The sequence below is a fragment of the Bacteroides sp. 1001302B_160321_D4 genome (assembly GCF_015667765.1).
Lineage (GTDB): Bacteria > Bacteroidota > Bacteroidia > Bacteroidales > Bacteroidaceae > Bacteroides > Bacteroides xylanisolvens.
Genome location: NZ_JADPLO010000009.1, coordinates 64,769 through 83,700 on the forward strand (window position 1 = coordinate 64,769; position 18,932 = coordinate 83,700).

Sequence of the window (18,932 nt, forward strand, 5' to 3'; positions counted from 1 at the left end):
TAAAAAATAGCAGACGATGAATATGAAGGTACGAAGTATATGGTTTTCAGGATGTATATTCCTTTCCACGACATTAACGTTTGGAAAAGAATACAAGCTTTGGTATAACGCTCCGGCTACCGTATGGGAAGAAGCTCTTCCTATCGGTAACGGACGTATCGGAGCGATGGTATATGGCAACCCGCTACAGGAAGTATATCAACTGAACGAAGAATCGATCTGGTCGGGCTATCCGCAGGACTGGAACAACCCCAAAGCCGCGAACGCGTTGCCACAGGTACGGGAAGCTGTCGACCGCGGAGACTATGCCAAGGCAAGCGAACTCTGGAAAGCCAATGCACAAGGTCCGTATACAGCCCGTTACCTGCCTATGGCAAACCTGATGCTCGACCAACTGACGCGGGGGGAAGCCCGGAATCTGTATCGTGAACTCAACATATCGAACGCACTGTCTACCGTCACCTACGAAGCGGACGGAGTGAAATACCGCCGCACTTCCTTTATCTCCTATCCGGACCAGGTGATGGTCATAAAAATAGCCGCAGACCGTCCCCAGGCGGTATCGCTCCATATTCGCTTGAACAGCCTGCTGCGCTATACCGTGCAGACAAAAGGGGAAAAGACACTGATCCTGAACGGCAAAGCCCCCGCCTATGTTGCCAATCGTGACTACGACCCACATCAGGTGGTATACGATGACAAACGGGGGACACAATTCAAAGTGCAAGTGGAACTGCTGCCGGATGGCGGTCACTGTGAGGCAAACGACTCTGCACTGACCGTTCGCAATGCAAATGAAGTAGTGCTGCTACTCTCTGCCGTCACCGATTTCGGGAATAAGAAAATGACACTCAAAAAATGCAAGCGTCCCTATCAGGAATTACTGCAACGACACACGGATGACCATCAGCAACTCTTCAACCGCCTGCAACTATCACTGGGCACAGAGAATCTGCAAAAAGAAGCACTCCCCACCAACGAACGTTTAAAAAGCTTCGAACAAGACCCCACTGACAACGGATTGACGGAACTCTACTATCAATACGGTCGTTACCTGCTGATTGCCTCTTCCCGCCCGGGCGGGCTGCCCGCCAATCTGCAAGGCATCTGGAACCGGCACGTTCAACCGCCTTGGGGATCGAATTATACGACCAACATTAATACTGAGATGAATTACTGGCCGGCGGAAATAACCAATCTTCCGGAATGCTTCCTGCCATTGTCCGATTTCATCGGCCGCCTGGCTGTCAATGGCGCACAAACGGCCAAAGTTAACTATGGCATCAATCGCGGATGGCTGGCCCACCATAACTCGGACGTCTGGGCACAAACCGCTCCGACCGGAGGCTATGATTCCGATCCGAAAGGCGCACCTCGATGGTCGTGCTGGCCAATGGCAGGCGTATGGCTCTGTCAGCATCTATGGGAACACTATGCCTTCGGCGGCGATAAAAAATACTTGTCCAAAACGGCTTATCCCCTGATGAAAGGCGCAGCCGAATTCCTGCTGCAATGGCTGCAAAAAGATCCGGAAACAGGCTACTGGATTACCAACCCATCCACTTCACCCGAGAATCGCTTCCGCTATATCGACAAGGAAGGAAAGAAACAGAACGGAGAGATCAGCCGTTCATCCGGTATGGATCTCGGTCTGGCATGGGACTTACTGACCAACTGCATCGAAGCAAGTACGGTGCTGGATACGGACAAAGCATTTCGCCAGCAGTGCATGGATGTACGCGCCAACCTGCAACCGTTCCGCATCGGTTCAAAAGGACAACTACTCGAATGGGATAAAGAGTTTGAAGAGACAGACCCTAACCATCGCCATGTATCCCATCTGTTCGCCCTGCACCCCGGACGACAGATTATCCCCGAACAGCAGCCGGAACTGGCAGCCGCCTGCCAACGGACACTCGAAATCCGCGGAGACGGCGGCACAGGCTGGGCTATGGCATGGAAAATTAACTTCTGGGCACGTCTGCGCGACGGTAATCATGCTTTCGGGATGCTGAAAAACGGATTGAGATACGTAGATGCCACCCAAGTCAGCGTCCGTGGAGGGGGTACATACGCCAATCTCTTCGATGCCCATCCCCCTTTCCAGATTGACGGAAACTTCGGAGGAACGGCAGGCATTACGGAAATGCTGCTGCAAAGCCATGCGGGATACATACACCTGCTACCTGCCCTGCCGGACAACTGGCAAAGCGGAAGTATCAAAGGCGTCCGCGCCAGAGGCGGATTCACCATCGACATGGAATGGAAAGAAAGCAGGATTACCCGGCTGTCCGTTACTTCCCATTCGGGAGGAACCTGCCGGATACGCGAAGCGACCTCACCCCACGAAGAAGTGATTGAAACGGAAAAGGGAAAGACGTATCAAGTGAAATAAAAAAAGACTGCTTATCAAGTTTAATAAAAGAGAGAACAATCATGAGAAACTATTATCAAACCATAACGATTGCCTGCTGCATGGCAATGAGTGCTTCTCCCCTCGCTATATGGGCGCAGAGTGGCGACGAACAAGGGCTCGAAATCCCCCGCAACCTGCAATTGCAACAAGACAAAGACGAGCTTCGCAAAGCCTACGACGGTTGGTGGACAGCCTCTCAAAAGAATAAGGAGCAACGAATGTCGTGGTATAACGAAGCCAAATTCGGTTGCTTCATCCATTGGGGCCCTTACTCCGTACCCGCGGGTCTTTGGAAAAACAAGATGCAGAGCGGCTATACCGAACACCTGATGCGAAAAGCCCGCATCCCCCTGGAAGAGTACAAAAAAGAACTGATACTTCCTTTCAATCCTACTGAATTTGATGCCGAGGAGTGGATGCGCCATGCATCGGAAGCAGGCATGAGATATTTCGTCATTACTGCCAAGCATCACGACGGATTCGCCATGTATCCATCCGATGCTTATCCCTACGATATTCGCCTTTCCAAATTTCAGAAAGATCCGATGGAAGCATTGAGCAGAGCCGCTAAGAAATATGGCATCAAGTTCGGTTTCTATTATTCGCACGCTTTTGACTGGGAACACCCGGACGCTCCGGGAAACGATTGGGATTATCCCACGAATCCCGGTGGAGATAAACTTGTGGGCGGCAAGAACTGGTGGCTGGAACGTAAAGACTTTCTCGCTAATGCCGAGAAATATGTAAACGAGAAATCCATTCCGCAAATACAGGAACTTATCAGAAAGTACGACCCCGACATCTTATGGTTCGATACTCCGCAGAAGCTTCCGCTCTATCTCAATATCCGCATACTGGAAGCTATCCGCCAAGCGGACCCACAAAACAAAATCGTCGTAAACGGACGACTAGCACGTTTTGGCTCTAATAATATAGGTGATTACCGCAATACGGGCGACCGTTCCGCCTTCTTTTTCCCCACCGAAGGGGCATGGGAATCTATTCCCACTACCAACGAGTCTTATGGATACAGCGTAGTGGATACAGTGCGCAAACCTGTTTCATTCTTTGTACAATTATTACCCAGCGCCACTTCGAAAGGGGGTAATATACTGATGAACGTAGGTCCGATGGGCAATGGCCGATGGGACAAGAGAGACATCGAAGTGTTTCAGGGCATAGGACAGTGGTTGAAGGTGAACGGAGAAAGTATCTATGGAGCACAACGCACCAATCTGCCTATACAGCCGTGGGGCGTAACGACACTGAAAGGAGATACGCTGTATGCACACGTATTTCATTGGCCAGCCGATGGAAAACTGATTATCGGCGGACTCCGTTCCGACATCGGAAAAGGATGGCTCGTTGCCGACAAGAAGGCGGCGATAAGATTCAAGCGCTTAAACGCGGATGATTACGAACTGACCTTGCCCGCCAATGCGCCGGACAGCATGAATTCCGTCATCGCACTGGTACTGAACAACCGGAAAGTGCCGAATCCCATCCGTCTTATCGACCACAAACAGAGCAATACGCTCTATACATTCGATTCCGAACTGCAAGGGCGTGGATTGGGATACGGTGACGGCAAACCGAACCGCAACTACGTTACCAAATGGAAAAATACGAATCAGTGGATGAAATGGAACTTACGGTCAAGCGCACCTGTCGAATATACTGTTTATCTGGACTACAACACGCAGGGAAAGAATGATACGGGAACAGTCGTGGTAGAGATAGCCGGACAGAAACTGGAAGCGAACTACTCCACTTATCCCGAACAGAAAGGGACCAACAGTCTACGTCTGGGAAAAGTGAAGCTGCCGAAAGGTAGTTTTGAATGCAGCCTGAAAGGAAAACAATACCAGGGAAGCCAATACATGACTCCTATTGCCGTACGGCTTGAAAAAGAGTAAGCATGGCAGTAATCTCTGTATCGCAATAACTTCGAAATAGCAAATACATTGAATAACGCTAACAAATAGTATACATATATGAAATTGAAATTATCCACCGTAACCATAAAGTTGAAGCTCCCCATAGCAGCTTTATTGCTCGGAGCCGGCCTCACGGCCTGTACTCCGCAACCGGATTCAAACATAGTGGAAGACAACATGGAGTTTGCACAGCAACAACTCCGATGCGCTTTTGATGAAATAGACTACGCCGTAGCCAACGAATCACCCGAAAGCCGTGCGCAACGCGAAAAGAACGGATGGGGGCCACTCACCAATCCCCGGAATACGGAACCGGACGGGACGCTTCACCTCGTCCCGTCCAAAGACTGGACCAGCGGATTCTTCCCCGGCGAGCTCTGGTTTCTCTATGAGTATACCCAGAATAATTTCTGGAAAAAGAAGGCGCAGCAACATACCGATATCCTGGAACAGGAAAAGATGAACGGCGGCACTCACGACATGGGCTTCAAGATGTATTGCAGCTTTGGAAACGGTTATCGCCTGACGCAAGACGAACGCTACAAAGAAATTCTGTTGCAATCGGCACGCACACTTTCCACCCGGTTCAAACCCAAAGCCGGCATTATCCGCTCTTGGGACCATAACAAGGATAAATGGCAATGCCCGGTCATCATTGATAATATGATGAACCTTGAGTTGCTGTTTTGGGCTACCAAAGAAAGTAAGGATTCCACCTATTATAATATAGCGGTAAGCCACGCACGGACTACGATGAAAAATCATTTCCGTGCAGACTATAGTTGCTATCATGTGATAGACTACGACACCATCACCGGACAAGTACTGAAAAAGAACACACATCAGGGACTTGCGCACGAATCGGCTTGGGCACGCGGTCAGGCATGGGCACTGTATGGCTATACGATGTGTTACAGGGAAACCAAGTTACCGGAATTCCTCGAACAGGCTAAAAAGGTGGAACAATACCTCTTCACCCACAAAAATATGCCCGAAGACCTGATCCCTTACTGGGACTTCGACGCTCCCGGCATTCCCAACGAGCCGCGTGACGCCTCAGCAGCCACAGTGATCGCTTCCGCACTCTACGAACTGTCGCAATATGACCGCAAAAACAGCGAACGCTACAAGAAAAACGCCGACAGGATAGTAGAGAACCTGACGAACAGTTATCGCACTACGCTGAACAAAGACAACGGTTTCCTGCTACTCCACAGCACAGGAACCAAACCTACCAACGTAGAAGTGGACGTACCCATCGTATATGCCGACTATTACTTTATAGAAGCATTACTACGCAAGGATAAACTGGAGAAAACCGGCAAACTTTTCTAAAAACGAGAAAGAAATGAAACGACTGATTTATACGTTATGCCTTATTATAGGCTGCGCCACCCTATCCGAAGCTAAAGTCCTCACCGGGCATAAAACCCGGCTAACCGACAACTGGCTGTATCTGCGGGGAGACATCGGCAATATCTGGGAAGCAGTGCGTCCCGCCGCTCCCGGCAGTTCGGAATGCGTTCCCCTATGGACGCCTGTCACCCTGCCCCATTGCTTCAATGCCACAGATGCCGTAGACCCGGACATGAATTACTACCAGGGCCCCGGGTGGTATAAAACACTGCTCGACATACAAAATCCCTATCCCAACGGACGAATCCTGCTCGACTTTGAAGGAGCGGGACAAAAGACCGAAGTATACATCTACACGACACGGGTCGCTTCCCATATCGGCGGATACGATGAATGGACGGCAGATATCACCGAAGCGGTGCAAGCATTCGTCTCCACTCCCGAATGTGTTCAACGTTTTGGCGGTAAAGTTCCCCTATCCATCCGTTGCGACAACAGCCGGGATGCGGAAATGATTCCTTCCGACTTATCGGATTTCAACGTTTATGGCGGACTATACCGCTACCTCAACCTGGCGTATGTCCCCGAAGTTTCCATAGATCGTGTACAAATAGATGCCGTATTAGACAAAAACCTGAAAAAGGCAACACTTGCCGTTCAAGCTTTTTTCTATAATCCGTCGGATATCAGGAAAACAACTGCGCATATCATCGTCAAATCTCCTTCAGGCAAGATAATACTGAATGAAGAAAAAGAAGTGATGCCGCTTGGAAAAGCTTCCCTGCTGACGGCAAATATTCAGAAGCCGGAATTATGGTCGGACGAGGATCCTGCTCTTTACACCTGCGAAATTACCCTGCACCACAACGGACAGGAGCAGAAAGCCATCGAGCGATTCGGATTCCGCCATTTTGAATTTGTGGAAAAAGGACCATTCCGCCTCAACGGTTCCCGCCTTTTGCTGCGCGGTACACACCGCCACGAAGACCATGCGGGCGTAGGCGCAGCTATGACAGAAGAACAAATGCGGGCGGAAATGACGCTCATGAAAGAAATGGGAGTGAATTTTATCCGGCTGGGACATTACCAACAGTCGGACATTATTCTTTCTCTTTGCGATGAACTGGGCATTCTTGTATGGGAAGAGATTCCCTGGTGCCGCGGCGGTCTGGGTGGCGAGCAGTATCAGGCACAAGCCAAACGAATGTTGACGAACATGATTCATACGCATTATAATCATCCCGCCGTCATCATCTGGGGATTAGGTAATGAAAACGACTGGCCGAACGACTTCCCGGAATTCGACAAGGGAAAGATACGTAGTTTTATGAAGGAACTCCATGAATTGGCGCATCAATCGGACGATAGCCGGGTGACCGCTATCCGCCGTTGCGACTTCTGTAAAGATATCGTAGATGTTTATTCTCCTTCTATCTGGGCGGGGTGGTACAGAGGCATCTTCACCGATTATAAAAATGCTTCATTCCATGAGATGCAGCAGGTGAAACATTTCTTCCATGCCGAATGGGGAGGCGACTGCCATGCCCGCCGCCATGCGGAGGACCCGTTCATCAATTTGGATAAGATTGAAGCGGGCAAGGGAGCAGACGAACGCGCGGGAGATGCTTCGCTTTACGGTGGAAACGCACGCGCTTCCAAAGACGGCGACTGGTCGGAAAGTTACATGGTGCGCCTCATCGACTGGCATCTGAAAGAACAGGAAACGATGGATTGGCTGACAGGGGCGGCATATTGGCCGTTCAAGGACTTCTCTACTCCGGTACGTCCGGAGAATCCTGTGCCTTATGTCAATCAAAAAGGAGTAGTGGAAAGAGATCTCACACCGAAGGAGACTTACTATGTATTCCAATCATACTGGGCGAAAAAGCCTATGATACATATCTATGGGCATACATGGCCGATTCGATGGGGCAAACCGGAAGAAATGAAAGAGATATTAGTCTACTCTAACTGTCCGCAAGTGGAGTTGATTGTCAACGGAGTGCCGCAAGGAATAAAGAAGCGTAACAGTCAGGACTATCCGGCGGCAGGTCTACACTGGAACTGCAAGTTACAGGCAGGAGAGAATACAGTCATCGCCCTTTCCAAAGGGAAAGCAGTCGTGGCAGACACGCTCCGGTTTGTATACGAAACCCGCACATGGGGTAAGCCTGCGCAACTGCAAGCGAAAGTCACTCATTGCGGCGGAGAAAGTTCAGGCGATATATCAATGGTGGAAGTCCAGCTGACAGACGCTAAAGGCGTACCCTGTCTGGATGCCGTAAACTATATAGAATTCGGACTGGCAGGAGACGGGCAATTAATCGAGAACCAGGGGACTTCTACCGGTTCACGAAAGGTACAGGCCTACAATGGTCGCGCAGCCATCCGTGTAGATAAAAGGAAAGGAGAATCGGTAGTATCCGTGCGGTGTGATATCCCGGAAGTTAAAACGGTGTTTGTCAGGCTATAAAGTTTAACAAGTATATCTGTTATTTTTAAAAATACACTATCTTTGCGTATACCGTATAGCTAAAAAATATTCCGTTAAATTTCTCTTTTATGAAAACATTGAAAGCTGTCTACCTAGTAACTGTCATTACCGGCTTGTTGACCGGTTTATCCTTGTCATCTTCCGCATCCGCCCAAGATATCTCAGGAACCTGGCACGGAAAACTGACTGTTCCCACCGGTTCGCTGACCCTTGTATTCCATATCAATCAGACAGGAGAAGGCACTTACATAACGACACTCGACAGCCCCGACCAGGGGGCTAACGGAATAAAGACGCAAACCACTTCGTTCAAAGATTCCATATTGACTGTGCAGACACCTGTTATCCACGCTTCTTACAAAGGAAAGCTGAGCAACGACCGTAGTATTAGCGGAACATTCACACAAGGCATTCCTTTGCCGTTGAATCTGGAAAAAGGAGAAGCAAGCCGCTCCAAACGCCCGCAGGAACCTCAGCCGCCTTTCTCTTACAAAAGCGAAGAAGTCACGGTAAGAAACGAACAGGACGGAATCAATCTCGCGGGAACATTCACTCTTCCCGAAAAAGGAACAAAATTTCCGGCGGTAGTCATGGTGACAGGAAGCGGTGCGCAGAACCGGGATGAGGAGATTATGGGACACAAGCCTTTCCTTGTCATCGCCGACTATCTGACGCGAAACGGCATCGCCGTATTGCGCTGCGACGACCGTGGCACAGCCGCCTCACAAGGCAACCATGCAACAGCTACCAACGAAGACTTTGCCAGAGATACGGAAGCTGCCATCCACTATCTGCGCGGCAGAAAAGAAATAAACACGAAAAAGATTGGAATCATCGGACATAGCGCAGGAGGAACCATCGCATTCATTGTGGCAGCCAATGATCCGTCAGTGGCATTTATCGTTTCATTGGCGGGAGCCGCCATCAAAGGAGACAGCCTGATGCTAAGGCAAGTGGAACTGATTTCTAAATCTCAGGGAATGCCGGATGCGCTTTGGCAAGGAACGAAACCGTCGCTGCGAAACAGGTATGCCATACTGCAACAAGCGGACAAGACAACGGATGAGCTCCAAAAGGAACTGTATGCAGACGTTACCAAAACCATGTCGTCCGAACAACTGAAAGACTTGAATACCGTACAGCAGATTTCCGCCCAGATACGTTCGATGACCTCGCCCTGGTATCTTCATTTTATGAGGTACGACCCGGCTAATGCCCTGAAGAATGTGAAATGTCCGGTACTCGCCCTAAACGGAGAAAAGGACATTCAAGTGGACGCGACTATGAACCTTACAGCCATCCAACAAAGAATCAGCGAAAACGGAAACAAAAATGTAACTGTAAAAGCCTATCCGAACCTGAACCATCTGTTGCAGACCTGCGAAAAAGGCACATTGGCCGAATACGGGCAACTGGAAGAAACCATCAGTCCGGAAGTATTGAAAGATATGACCGAGTGGATTCAGAAACAGTAAGGTGATCAGCAATACACTTTTTCGGACAACATTGCCTGGTAGTACATCCATCCCCTTGATTACATACATTGCATAAATTGACTTAAATCAAAATCTTTCCTACCGAACTCACCTTGGCCGATTTTGTTTTACCTTTGCACCCGCAAAAAAGAAGAAGGTAAAAAAGTAACAGGTATCAGGTATAGTTTGGTATGAAGAAAAGTCTGATTGCATTGGCGTTCGGCACCCTGGGATTGGGTATTGCCGAGTTTGTGATGATGGGAATTTTGCCCGACGTGGCAAAAGATTTAGGAATCAGTATCCCCGTTGCGGGACATTTCATTTCCGCCTATGCGTTGGGCGTCTGTGTGGGTGCACCCGTACTGACATTAGCCCGCAAATATCCTTTGAAACATATTCTGCTGGTACTGGTCACCCTGATTATGATAGGTAATATCTGTGCCGCTTTGTCACCCAACTACTGGGTATTGCTTGCCGCACGTTTCATCTCCGGACTTCCTCATGGAGCCTACTTCGGTGTCGGCTCTATTGTTGCCGAGCGACTGGCTGATAAAGGAAAAGGTTCGGAAGCTGTTTCGATTATGATTGCCGGAATGACCATCGCCAACCTCTTCGGCGTCCCATTGGGAACTTCCCTCAGCACTATGCTTTCCTGGCGTGCCACTTTCCTGTTGGTAGGCATTTGGGGAATCGTAATCATGTATTACATCTGGCGCTGGGTTCCCCACGTAGAAGGGTTGAAAGACACCGGCTTCAAGGGGCAATTCCGCTTCCTCAAAACTCCGGCCCCGTGGCTGATTCTGGGTGCCACAGCATTAAGCAACGGTGGTGTATTCTGCTGGTATAGCTATATCAATCCGATGCTGACAAACGTTTCCGGTTTCTCTGCCGAAAGCATTACTCCTCTGATGATTCTTGCCGGATTCGGTATGGTCATGGGGAATCTTATCAGCGGACGTCTCTCCGACCGTTACACACCGGGAAAGGTAGGAACTGTCGCACAAGCGCTCATCTGTATTATGCTACTCCTCCTATTCTTCCTTTCACCTTATAAATGGGCAGCCGCTCTACTGATGTGCCTTTGTACGGCAGGATTATTTGCCGTATCCAGTCCGGAACAAGTATTAATTATCCGTGTGGCAAAAGGCGGAGAGATGCTGGGAGCTGCCAGCGTGCAGGTTGCATTCAACCTGGGAAATGCCATCGGCGCATATGCAGGAGGACTGGCTATCAGCGAAGGCTATCGTTATCCTGCGCTTACAGGGGTTCCTTTCGCACTGATCGGATTTATTTTATTCCTGATTTTCTATAAGAAATATCAGTTCAATCCCAATTATCTTTAAGAGTTTTTGAGGGAGAGATATAAAGTTTCATCCTATAATAAATAGCAATATCTTTTAAAATTATTATCCTTGTGAAGTATATTAGCTGGGTTGAGTATAAAAAGTACTTCGATGACTTTGAGTTTTCACTGCACTCTATTAGAAATTCCACTGCACTGAACTAGAATTTTCTATGCACTCGGGTAGTTGTCCCCTTGCAAGGGGACCATTGTCATCTTACAAGAGGACTAATGTCACCTTACAACAGGACATTTGTCACTTTACAAGATGACAACTACAGAATTACGGACGGAAAATCTTTAAAGATACAAAAATAATTAGAGAAAAGCAAGTAGGCGGAACTTTATTGATTATAGAAAGAAAATAATCTCCAAATTACAGTTATCGTATATATAATGTTTATATTTGTCCGAAATAGCTATTGCATCTTTGTCCGCTATGAAAACAAAAAGCATTTTATACGCCATCATGAGCCTTCTCCTGTCAACCTTTTGGGCAGAGAGTGCCGCCAAAAACCCTTATTACTATTTCCGTACGCTGGACATCAAGGACGGACTTTCACATAATACGGTGAACACCATCCTGCAAGACCGGCAAGGATTCATGTGGTTTGGCACGAAAGACGGGCTGAACCAATATGACGGTCTCGTATTCCGTACTTTTCAGAAAGAGAACTCTTCTTTGGGCAACAACTTTATCACTGCCCTACACGAGGATGCCGAAGGAAATATATGGGTAGGGACTGATACGGGCGTCTACATCTATAACCCCCGATTAGAGAAATTCACCCCGTTCGACATTCCCATCGAAGGTACCGGTGAGACCATCAGCCGTACCATAACGTGGATAGATTCCGACCCGCAAAAAGACGTATGGATTTCGTCCGATTCCCAAGGGCTTTTCCACTACGACATAAAGAAGAACAGCTTGAAGGAGTATTCCGCAAAAATAGGAAAAGGAGCGCTTAACATCACCCGCTTCTGGTTCGGAGACAACGAATTGTGGGTGAACCGCTACGAGGACAACCTGTATCATTCGGAAGACGCCGCCCGCTTCACCGTTTTCCGGGATGCCGAAGGCGAAGAGCCTTTCAAAGGAGCTATCATCACCACCTGTGTCAAAGGACTGCACAATTGCATCTATATAGGTTCGTCCAACGGCCTGGCAGAAATCAACCTGACCACCCGCAAGGTGCGCCGCCTGTTAAACGACTACGTACGCAACATCTGCCTGCGTTCGGATACGGAGCTATGGGTAGGTACGGAACAAGGCATCTACATCTACAACTTGGAAACCGACAAATATATCCACCTCACCACCTCGGAGTCCGACGACCGCTACGCATTATCCGACAACGCCATCTACACCATCTTCAAAGACCGTGAAGGCGGAATGTGGATAGGCTCATACTTCGGTGGCGTCAACTATTATCCTCACCAATATACTTACTTCGAAAAGTATTATCCCCGGGACGACATGCGATACTTGGGACACCGCATCCGTGAATTCTGCGGAAGCAATGACGGGACGATATGGTTCGGCACAGAAGACAAGGGACTTTTCCATTTCAATCCCGCCGACGGTACAGTCACGCCTTTCCACCACCCTGCCCTGTACCACAACATTCACGGATTATGTATCGACGGTGATTACCTGTGGGCAGGTACTTTTGCCGGCGGACTGAACCGTATCCATCTTCGCACCCGGGAAGTACGGCACTACGAAAAGGGCGAAGCATCCAATACCCTCAATGCCGACAACATATTCTCAATCTATAAAAGTAGCACCGGCGAATTATGGATAGGCACGACCTCGGGGCTGATGCGTTACAACCGAAAGACGGATGACTTCACACGCATCCCCGAAATGAACAAAATCTTTGTGTACAATATACTGGAAGACTGCCACGGCAAACTGTGGCTGGCTACCTATTCCGACGGCGTGTTCTGCTACGACCTGCCACAAGACAAATGGAAACAGTACACCCGAAACCCCGATAATCCGAACTCTCTACCCTATAACAAGTGTATATAATAATCGAAAAGTATACCAGATAATAATTGAAAAGTAGTCCACTAGTTTCGTTATGCAAAGGATATAATTCTTTTATTTTTGTGATACATATCTCCTCATGTTTTGTGTTTCTTTAACTCTATATGATTGTCCGCTCATGTTCACCAGATGTGCTTTATGGGTTAGTCTGTCTACCATTGCAGCGACTAGAACTTTATCTTTTACAATTTCTCCCCATCTGTCAAAAGATAGATTTGTGGTAATGATTGTCGCTTTTTTCCCGGCTCTGAGTGATAGGTGGTTAAACAATAGTTCTCCTCCTTCCTTATCACAACTTACATATCCAAATTCATCACAAATGACCATATCATACTTTTCAAACCTGAGTTCGAGTTGTCTTAGACTCTTCTGTGACCTACATTCCCTTATTTGTGTTAGCAGATGCGGTACAGATGTAAAAAAGACCGTATATCCTTCCATGCACGCCTTGATCCCCAATGCGGTGGCTATATGTGTCTTTCCTGTTCCCGGATTTCCATATAACACCACGTTTCTTCCTTCTTTAACAAATTCAAGTGTTTCCAGTTCAGGTATGACCATCTGTGCGTCTTTAGGCAAATCCTCTCTTATGAGCTCCTGCAAATACTTCATCTGCGGGAATCCGGCTATCCTTACCCGTTGTTTTCTTCGTTTCTCTACCCTTATTTCCATTTCCTTTTCCAGTATGCGTGCAATCAATGTCCTGCATCCCCAGTTCTCCTGCGTTGCCAATGTGATAAAGTCCTCCAGTTCGTTCTGTAGAACATTTATTTTAAGTTCTCTGGCATAGTCTGTAATCATTTCTTTTTCTGACAAGTAGTCCATAACAATATTTTTTTAGTTTAAAGAATCTATTTGAGTTAAAGCCTGTGTGCTGTCCATCATCCTGGTCAGGTCCACAAGGATCCCCATTGCCGCATCCTCTATCTGCCGTGATTGCTGTCGGTGCTCCGGAGCAGGCACATTTTCCCCATTTCCATCCTGCGGCTCATTATTAGCGTGCATAAAGGCTTTAATCTGGTCTGCCGATACCTTGTGTACTCCACGCAGTCTCAAAGCCTCATAGGAACGTATGATATCCTTGTCTGTAAATCCATTCTCTGCGGCATACTGTATTAACAGAACAAAGTCCCTTCCATTATCCTGGAAATGTATCTGGAAGAGTTCCTGTATCTTAGCGGGCATCTGCATGAGTGCCAACGATCCTTGTACCGCCCCCGGCTTGCGCAGCAGGGTGCGAGCGTAATGCTCCAACTGTATTTTCCAGTCTGCCACGCCATACACACGTTCATGCGCTGCCACCTTCACCTGCCCATGGAAGATAACAACCTTCTCGCTGTATATCTTGACAGAAACCGTTTTCCCCACTAATGTGTCGGGAACGGAGTAATGGATGTTCTTCATACAGATAGTAGACCACTTATCAACTTTATAATCCTCCATTTAAAAGCATCCCATCTCGTTTATATGTGGCTGCAAGGCTGCCAGATCAGCCGCGAGCGACTCTACCTTGTCCAAGGTGGAGATACTTCCGGCTTGTGTGTTAAGTCCTTCACATACCTCTTGCAGGTGTTTGCCGGCTTCTTCTACCGAGTCGAAATCCATCTTCATACAGAACGCCTTGCGCCTGACATACTCCACGCTACGTTCCACATGTCCTTTTTCCCATCCGGCACGTGCGTTGCAAAAGCGGAAATCAAACCGGTAAAAGGCGCACATACGGCTCAAAGCCTCCGTGGGAGTCTTATCTGTCCCTACGAAGTCCTTGACCGCCACACGCATATTGTCATATACCATGACATAGGGAACTCCCTTGACCTGGCGGAAGAAATTACGGTGTGATTCCATAAAGGCCAGCGTATTCTGATGACGGAACAGATAGGCATAACGCCCATTGCTGTGACTAAAAGTAAACACAGCCAGAAAGAAACGCTGAAGCTTACCATGTATGCGGAGTTTTACCTCTCCCCAGTCGAACTCGCAGTTCTCTCCCGGGATATAGTACTGCCGGATAAAAGCCTCTTCCCGTTTACGGGACTTTTGAGTATCAATCCCCGTGATATACTTGCATACGCTCGGATAGCTGACTGAGAATCCTCGTGAAAGAAGAAGATTGTGAATATCCTTCTTTAACATACATTGCTTCTTTAGACCACTGGCACGTTTGCTGGCATTTTTAGCTAAGCAATCATCTATAATGGATTGTACCTGTCCTGTGATTACTCTACGGCTACGTTTAGAGCTATCATACCGGGGCGCAGTAGTCAAAATTGTCTCTAAACTTACTGAAGGAGTATCAGAAGACAATGTACTCTCATACTCCTGGATTACCTTATGTACCGTTTTACGGCTGATGTCCAGTTCGCGGGCAATGGCACGTTTGCTGAGCCCACGACTTCTATACAAATGAATTATGGTTTGTTTATCCACCATGGTTATCATGTTTATACTTCCTTATTGGTTGAACCACAAAGGAAGTGGTTATATTAATAAATCTTAATATAGAGCATGTAATTACGATAGGGAAATAGTAAAAAACAGACTCCATTTACTAACCTAGTGGTATACTTTTCAATTATTATGGTGGACTACTTTTGGGTTATTATTTACATTAGTATATTCTCAAAACAGCGAAAATAGAGAATCACGTAATTACAAATGCATGGCATTTTCCGGCTTTTCTTTACCAAACTGCGATTTATGTCCTTCTCCGATGATTAAATATTCCTTTTTTAAGAATCATCGTTTTTTAAGGGAGGCTATATAGTTTGGAATAGAGGTTGTGCTTAACAATAAAAACTGTAATAGTATACAGGAACAGCCAAATAAGATATTACCGGATTCTGACAAGATTAGGTAATGTCTTATTTTTATAATGGGGAAAATTGTTACCTTTGTATATATCTTATATTTACAATTAAGATTAAACCTAATTTTTCGCTTATGAAAATAGTTAAGGCTAGCTGCATCGTTATATTCATTACCGGACTATTAGCCGGAGTGTTCTTCTCATCCTCTGTTTCCGCCCAAGATATTTCGGGAACCTGGCACGGAAAACTTTCCATTCCCACCGGTTCATTGACTATTGTATTCCACATCAGTCAAACGGAACAAGGCGCTTATGTGACCACACTGGACAGTCCCGACCAGGGAGCCAACGGTATCAAGACACAGACTACTTCTTTCAATGATTCTACTTTAATTATCCAGATACCTGTGATTCATGCTTCGTACAAAGGAAAACTGAACAGTGATAACACAATCAACGGAACATTTACGCAAGGGATGCCCCTTCCGTTGAATTTGAAAAAGGGAGAAGCCAGCCGCCCCAAACGTCCACAGGAGCCTCAACCGCCTTTCCCTTACAGAAGTGAAGAAGTCACCGTGAGGAATGAACGGGATGGAATTAACCTTGCCGGAACATTGACTCTTCCCGAAAAAGGAACTAAATTTCCGGCAGTGGTAATGGTGACGGGAAGCGGTGCGCAGAACAGGGATGAGGAAATCATGGGACACAAACCTTTCTTTGTCATCGCCGATTATCTGACCCGAAACGGAATTGCTGTGCTTAGATGTGATGACAGGGGTACTGCCGCTTCACAAGGTACTCACGCAACAGCTACCAATGAGGATTTTGCCACAGATACGGAAGCAATGGTGAATTATCTGCGCAGCAGAAAAGAAATAAATGCAAAGAAAATCGGAATTATCGGACATAGTGCAGGCGGAATCATTGCATTCATCGTTGCCAAAAAGGACCCATCCATTGCATTTGTCGTTTCATTGGCAGGAGCCGGCGTGAGAGGCGACAGTCTGATGCTGAAGCAGGTAGAGTTAATCTCTAAATCCCAGGGAATGCCGGATGCCGTCTGGCAAGGGATGAAGCCTTCGATACGGAACAGATATGCCATACTGCAACAAACAGACAAAACTCCCGAAGAGTTGCAGAAAGAACTGTATGCAGACGTTACAAAAACAATGTCTCCCGAACAATTGAAAGACCTGAATACCATCCAGCAACTATCCGCACAAATCAGTTCGATGACTTCTCCATGGTATCTTCATTTTATGAGATATGACCCAGGCCAGGATTTGAAGAAACTAAAATGTCCGGTTCTGGCTCTGAACGGGAAAAAGGATATTCAAGTGGATGCCGTTATGAATTTGACCGCTATCCAGAAAAGAATCACCGGAAATGGAAACAAAAATGTAACAGTCAAAGCCTATCCGAACTTAAATCATCTGTTTCAGACTTGTGAAAAAGGGACATTGACCGAATACGGGCAACTGGAAGAAACAATCAATCCGGAAGTCCTGAAAGATATCATTGAATGGATAAGAAAACAATAAGCCTATTAATTATATACTTTGCAAGTGCACATTTCTCTATATCACATTCTTTTCTTTCCAATTCTTGCAAATATTTGAAGAATTTGCAAGAATTAGCAAGAAAAGAATTATATTTGTAGACCCAATATAATATAAACAGATGGTATTATGATTGAATTCCCTCCTCAAATAAGTCAGGAAGAATATTTAAAAGTTCTTCTCACTGATCCGCTTGAAAAACTCAAGGCAATCATAGAAAAAAACAATGATAAATATAGTTATTGGTCTGATGTAAAATACCAAAAGGCTCCTGAAGGCATATCGAGTAAAGAATTATGGTGCTACATAAAAGCATCACGGAGAGCAAAACGAATCATTGTATGGAAAAAATATGGCATATCCATCAGTATAACCAACGCCATGCAGCGGATGTGTCACGAGTTTGATATGAACTTTGGCGGCTCTTGGGGAAGTAATTCAATCATTCCGGCAGAAAACAAAGAACAGTATCTAATTAGCTCATTAATGGAAGAAGCAATATCCTCCAGCCAAATGGAGGGAGCGGCAACTACTAGAAAAGTAGCTAAGGAGATGTTAAGAAAAAGCCTTTCTCCACAGGACAAATCGCAACAAATGATTTTCAATAATTATCAAACAATACGTTTTATAACCCAAAATATACATACCCCACTATCATCCGAACTATTACAGCAGATTCATGTCTTAATGACTGAAAAAACATTAGAAAATCCAGCAGATGCAGGAGCATACAGAACGAATGACGAAGTAGTAGTGGAAGATGCTATTACGCATGAAGTAGTACACACTCCCCCCTCATACAAAGATATCCCTTCATTTATTGAAGATTTATGCATATTCTTCAATGAAAGTGATTCTAAAGTATTTATTCACCCAATAATCAGAGGCATTATCATCCATTTTATGATTGCTTATATGCACCCGTTTGTAGATGGAAACGGACGTACAGCAAGAGCTCTATTCTATTGGTATATGCTAAAAAGTGGTTATTGGTTAACTGAATATTTATCTATCTCAAGGGTAATCGCCAAATCAAAAAAGTCCTATGAAAATGCTTATTTATACACAGAAGCTGATGAAAAAGACATGGGATACTTTATAGCTTACAACCTAAGAGTGCTAGAGCTTGCTTTTAAAGAACTACAAACTTATATCAAACGTAAATTAGATCAAAAACATCAGGCTTCTGTATTCTATAAATTAGATAATATTAACGAACGGCAAGCAGATATTCTTAGGCTTATTAATGATAATCCTAAAATATTATTCACCGTGAAAGAGCTACAAAACAGGTTCTCTATTACTCATACTACCGCCAAAAATGATATTGACGGTCTTGTGGAAAGAAAACTGGTTGATGAAATATCACTTAATAAAGTAAAGAAAGGATATGTAAAAGGAGAACTTTTTGATAAAACAGTTAAGTCTATCACATAATCTTTCCAATTCTTGCAAATATTTGAAGAATTTGCAAGAATTGGAAAGAAAGTA

12 protein-coding genes are annotated in these 18,932 nt (G+C 46.2%); 9 read left to right on the forward strand and 3 right to left on the reverse strand.

Annotated elements, in window-relative coordinates:
* Positions 1-16: 16 nt before the first annotated feature.
* From KFO40_RS05635 to KFO40_RS05665, 7 genes are all read left to right on the forward strand, one after another.
* Positions 17-2,395 (forward strand): glycosyl hydrolase family 95 catalytic domain-containing protein, encoded by a 2,379-nt coding sequence (locus KFO40_RS05635; RefSeq protein ID WP_004322895.1) that lies wholly within the window; start codon positions 17-19, stop codon positions 2,393-2,395.
* A 41-nt stretch (positions 2,396-2,436) separates the two neighbouring features.
* Positions 2,437-4,332, forward strand: a complete 1,896-nt coding sequence (locus tag KFO40_RS05640; protein WP_004322894.1) for an alpha-L-fucosidase — start codon at positions 2,437-2,439, stop codon at positions 4,330-4,332.
* A 78-nt stretch (positions 4,333-4,410) separates the two neighbouring features.
* Complete coding sequence (locus KFO40_RS05645; protein WP_004322893.1) at positions 4,411-5,688, forward strand: glycoside hydrolase family 88 protein; 1,278 nt, start codon at positions 4,411-4,413, stop codon at positions 5,686-5,688.
* A 13-nt stretch (positions 5,689-5,701) separates the two neighbouring features.
* Positions 5,702-8,182: a glycoside hydrolase family 2 TIM barrel-domain containing protein gene (locus tag KFO40_RS05650; RefSeq protein ID WP_004322892.1), complete on the forward strand. Its 2,481-nt coding sequence runs from the start codon at positions 5,702-5,704 to the stop codon at positions 8,180-8,182.
* An 89-nt stretch (positions 8,183-8,271) separates the two neighbouring features.
* On the forward strand, positions 8,272-9,678 hold the full coding sequence (locus tag KFO40_RS05655) for an alpha/beta hydrolase family protein (protein ID WP_004322891.1): 1,407 nt from the start codon (positions 8,272-8,274) through the stop codon (positions 9,676-9,678).
* A gap of 191 nt (positions 9,679-9,869) precedes the next feature.
* Positions 9,870-11,021, forward strand: coding sequence for an MFS transporter AraJ (gene araJ / locus KFO40_RS05660; protein WP_004322889.1), 1,152 nt, complete (start codon positions 9,870-9,872; stop codon positions 11,019-11,021).
* A gap of 438 nt (positions 11,022-11,459) precedes the next feature.
* The gene (locus KFO40_RS05665) at positions 11,460-13,055 is read left to right on the forward strand and encodes a two-component regulator propeller domain-containing protein (protein ID WP_044654148.1); all 1,596 of its coding nucleotides are present in this window, start codon (positions 11,460-11,462) and stop codon (positions 13,053-13,055) included.
* Positions 13,056-13,127: 72 nt separating this feature from the next.
* Here KFO40_RS05665 and istB read toward each other — a convergent pair whose 3' ends face one another.
* Genes istB through istA form a run of 3 tightly spaced genes read right to left on the reverse strand, consistent with a single transcriptional unit; the run spans position 13,128 to position 15,506 of the window.
* Complete coding sequence (gene istB / locus KFO40_RS05670) at positions 13,128-13,898, reverse strand: IS21-like element helper ATPase IstB (RefSeq protein ID WP_004322674.1); 771 nt, start codon at positions 13,896-13,898, stop codon at positions 13,128-13,130.
* Positions 13,899-13,910: 12 nt separating this feature from the next.
* Complete coding sequence (locus KFO40_RS25610; protein WP_004322673.1) at positions 13,911-14,516, reverse strand: Mu transposase domain-containing protein; 606 nt, start codon at positions 14,514-14,516, stop codon at positions 13,911-13,913.
* Positions 14,517-15,506, reverse strand: coding sequence for an IS21 family transposase (gene istA / locus KFO40_RS25615; RefSeq protein WP_052662350.1), 990 nt, complete (start codon positions 15,504-15,506; stop codon positions 14,517-14,519).
* Positions 15,507-16,016: 510 nt separating this feature from the next.
* Between istA and KFO40_RS05680 the strand changes: the two genes are divergently transcribed.
* Together KFO40_RS05680 and KFO40_RS05685 are read left to right on the forward strand one after the other, a co-directional pair.
* Positions 16,017-17,423 carry an alpha/beta hydrolase family protein gene (locus KFO40_RS05680; RefSeq protein WP_004322671.1) on the forward strand — a complete coding sequence of 469 codons (1,407 nt, stop codon included), beginning with the start codon at positions 16,017-16,019 and terminating at the stop codon, positions 17,421-17,423.
* A 147-nt stretch (positions 17,424-17,570) separates the two neighbouring features.
* Positions 17,571-18,878 carry a Fic family protein gene (locus tag KFO40_RS05685; protein WP_008775329.1) on the forward strand — a complete coding sequence of 436 codons (1,308 nt, stop codon included), beginning with the start codon at positions 17,571-17,573 and terminating at the stop codon, positions 18,876-18,878.
* Positions 18,879-18,932: the final 54 nt, after the last annotated feature.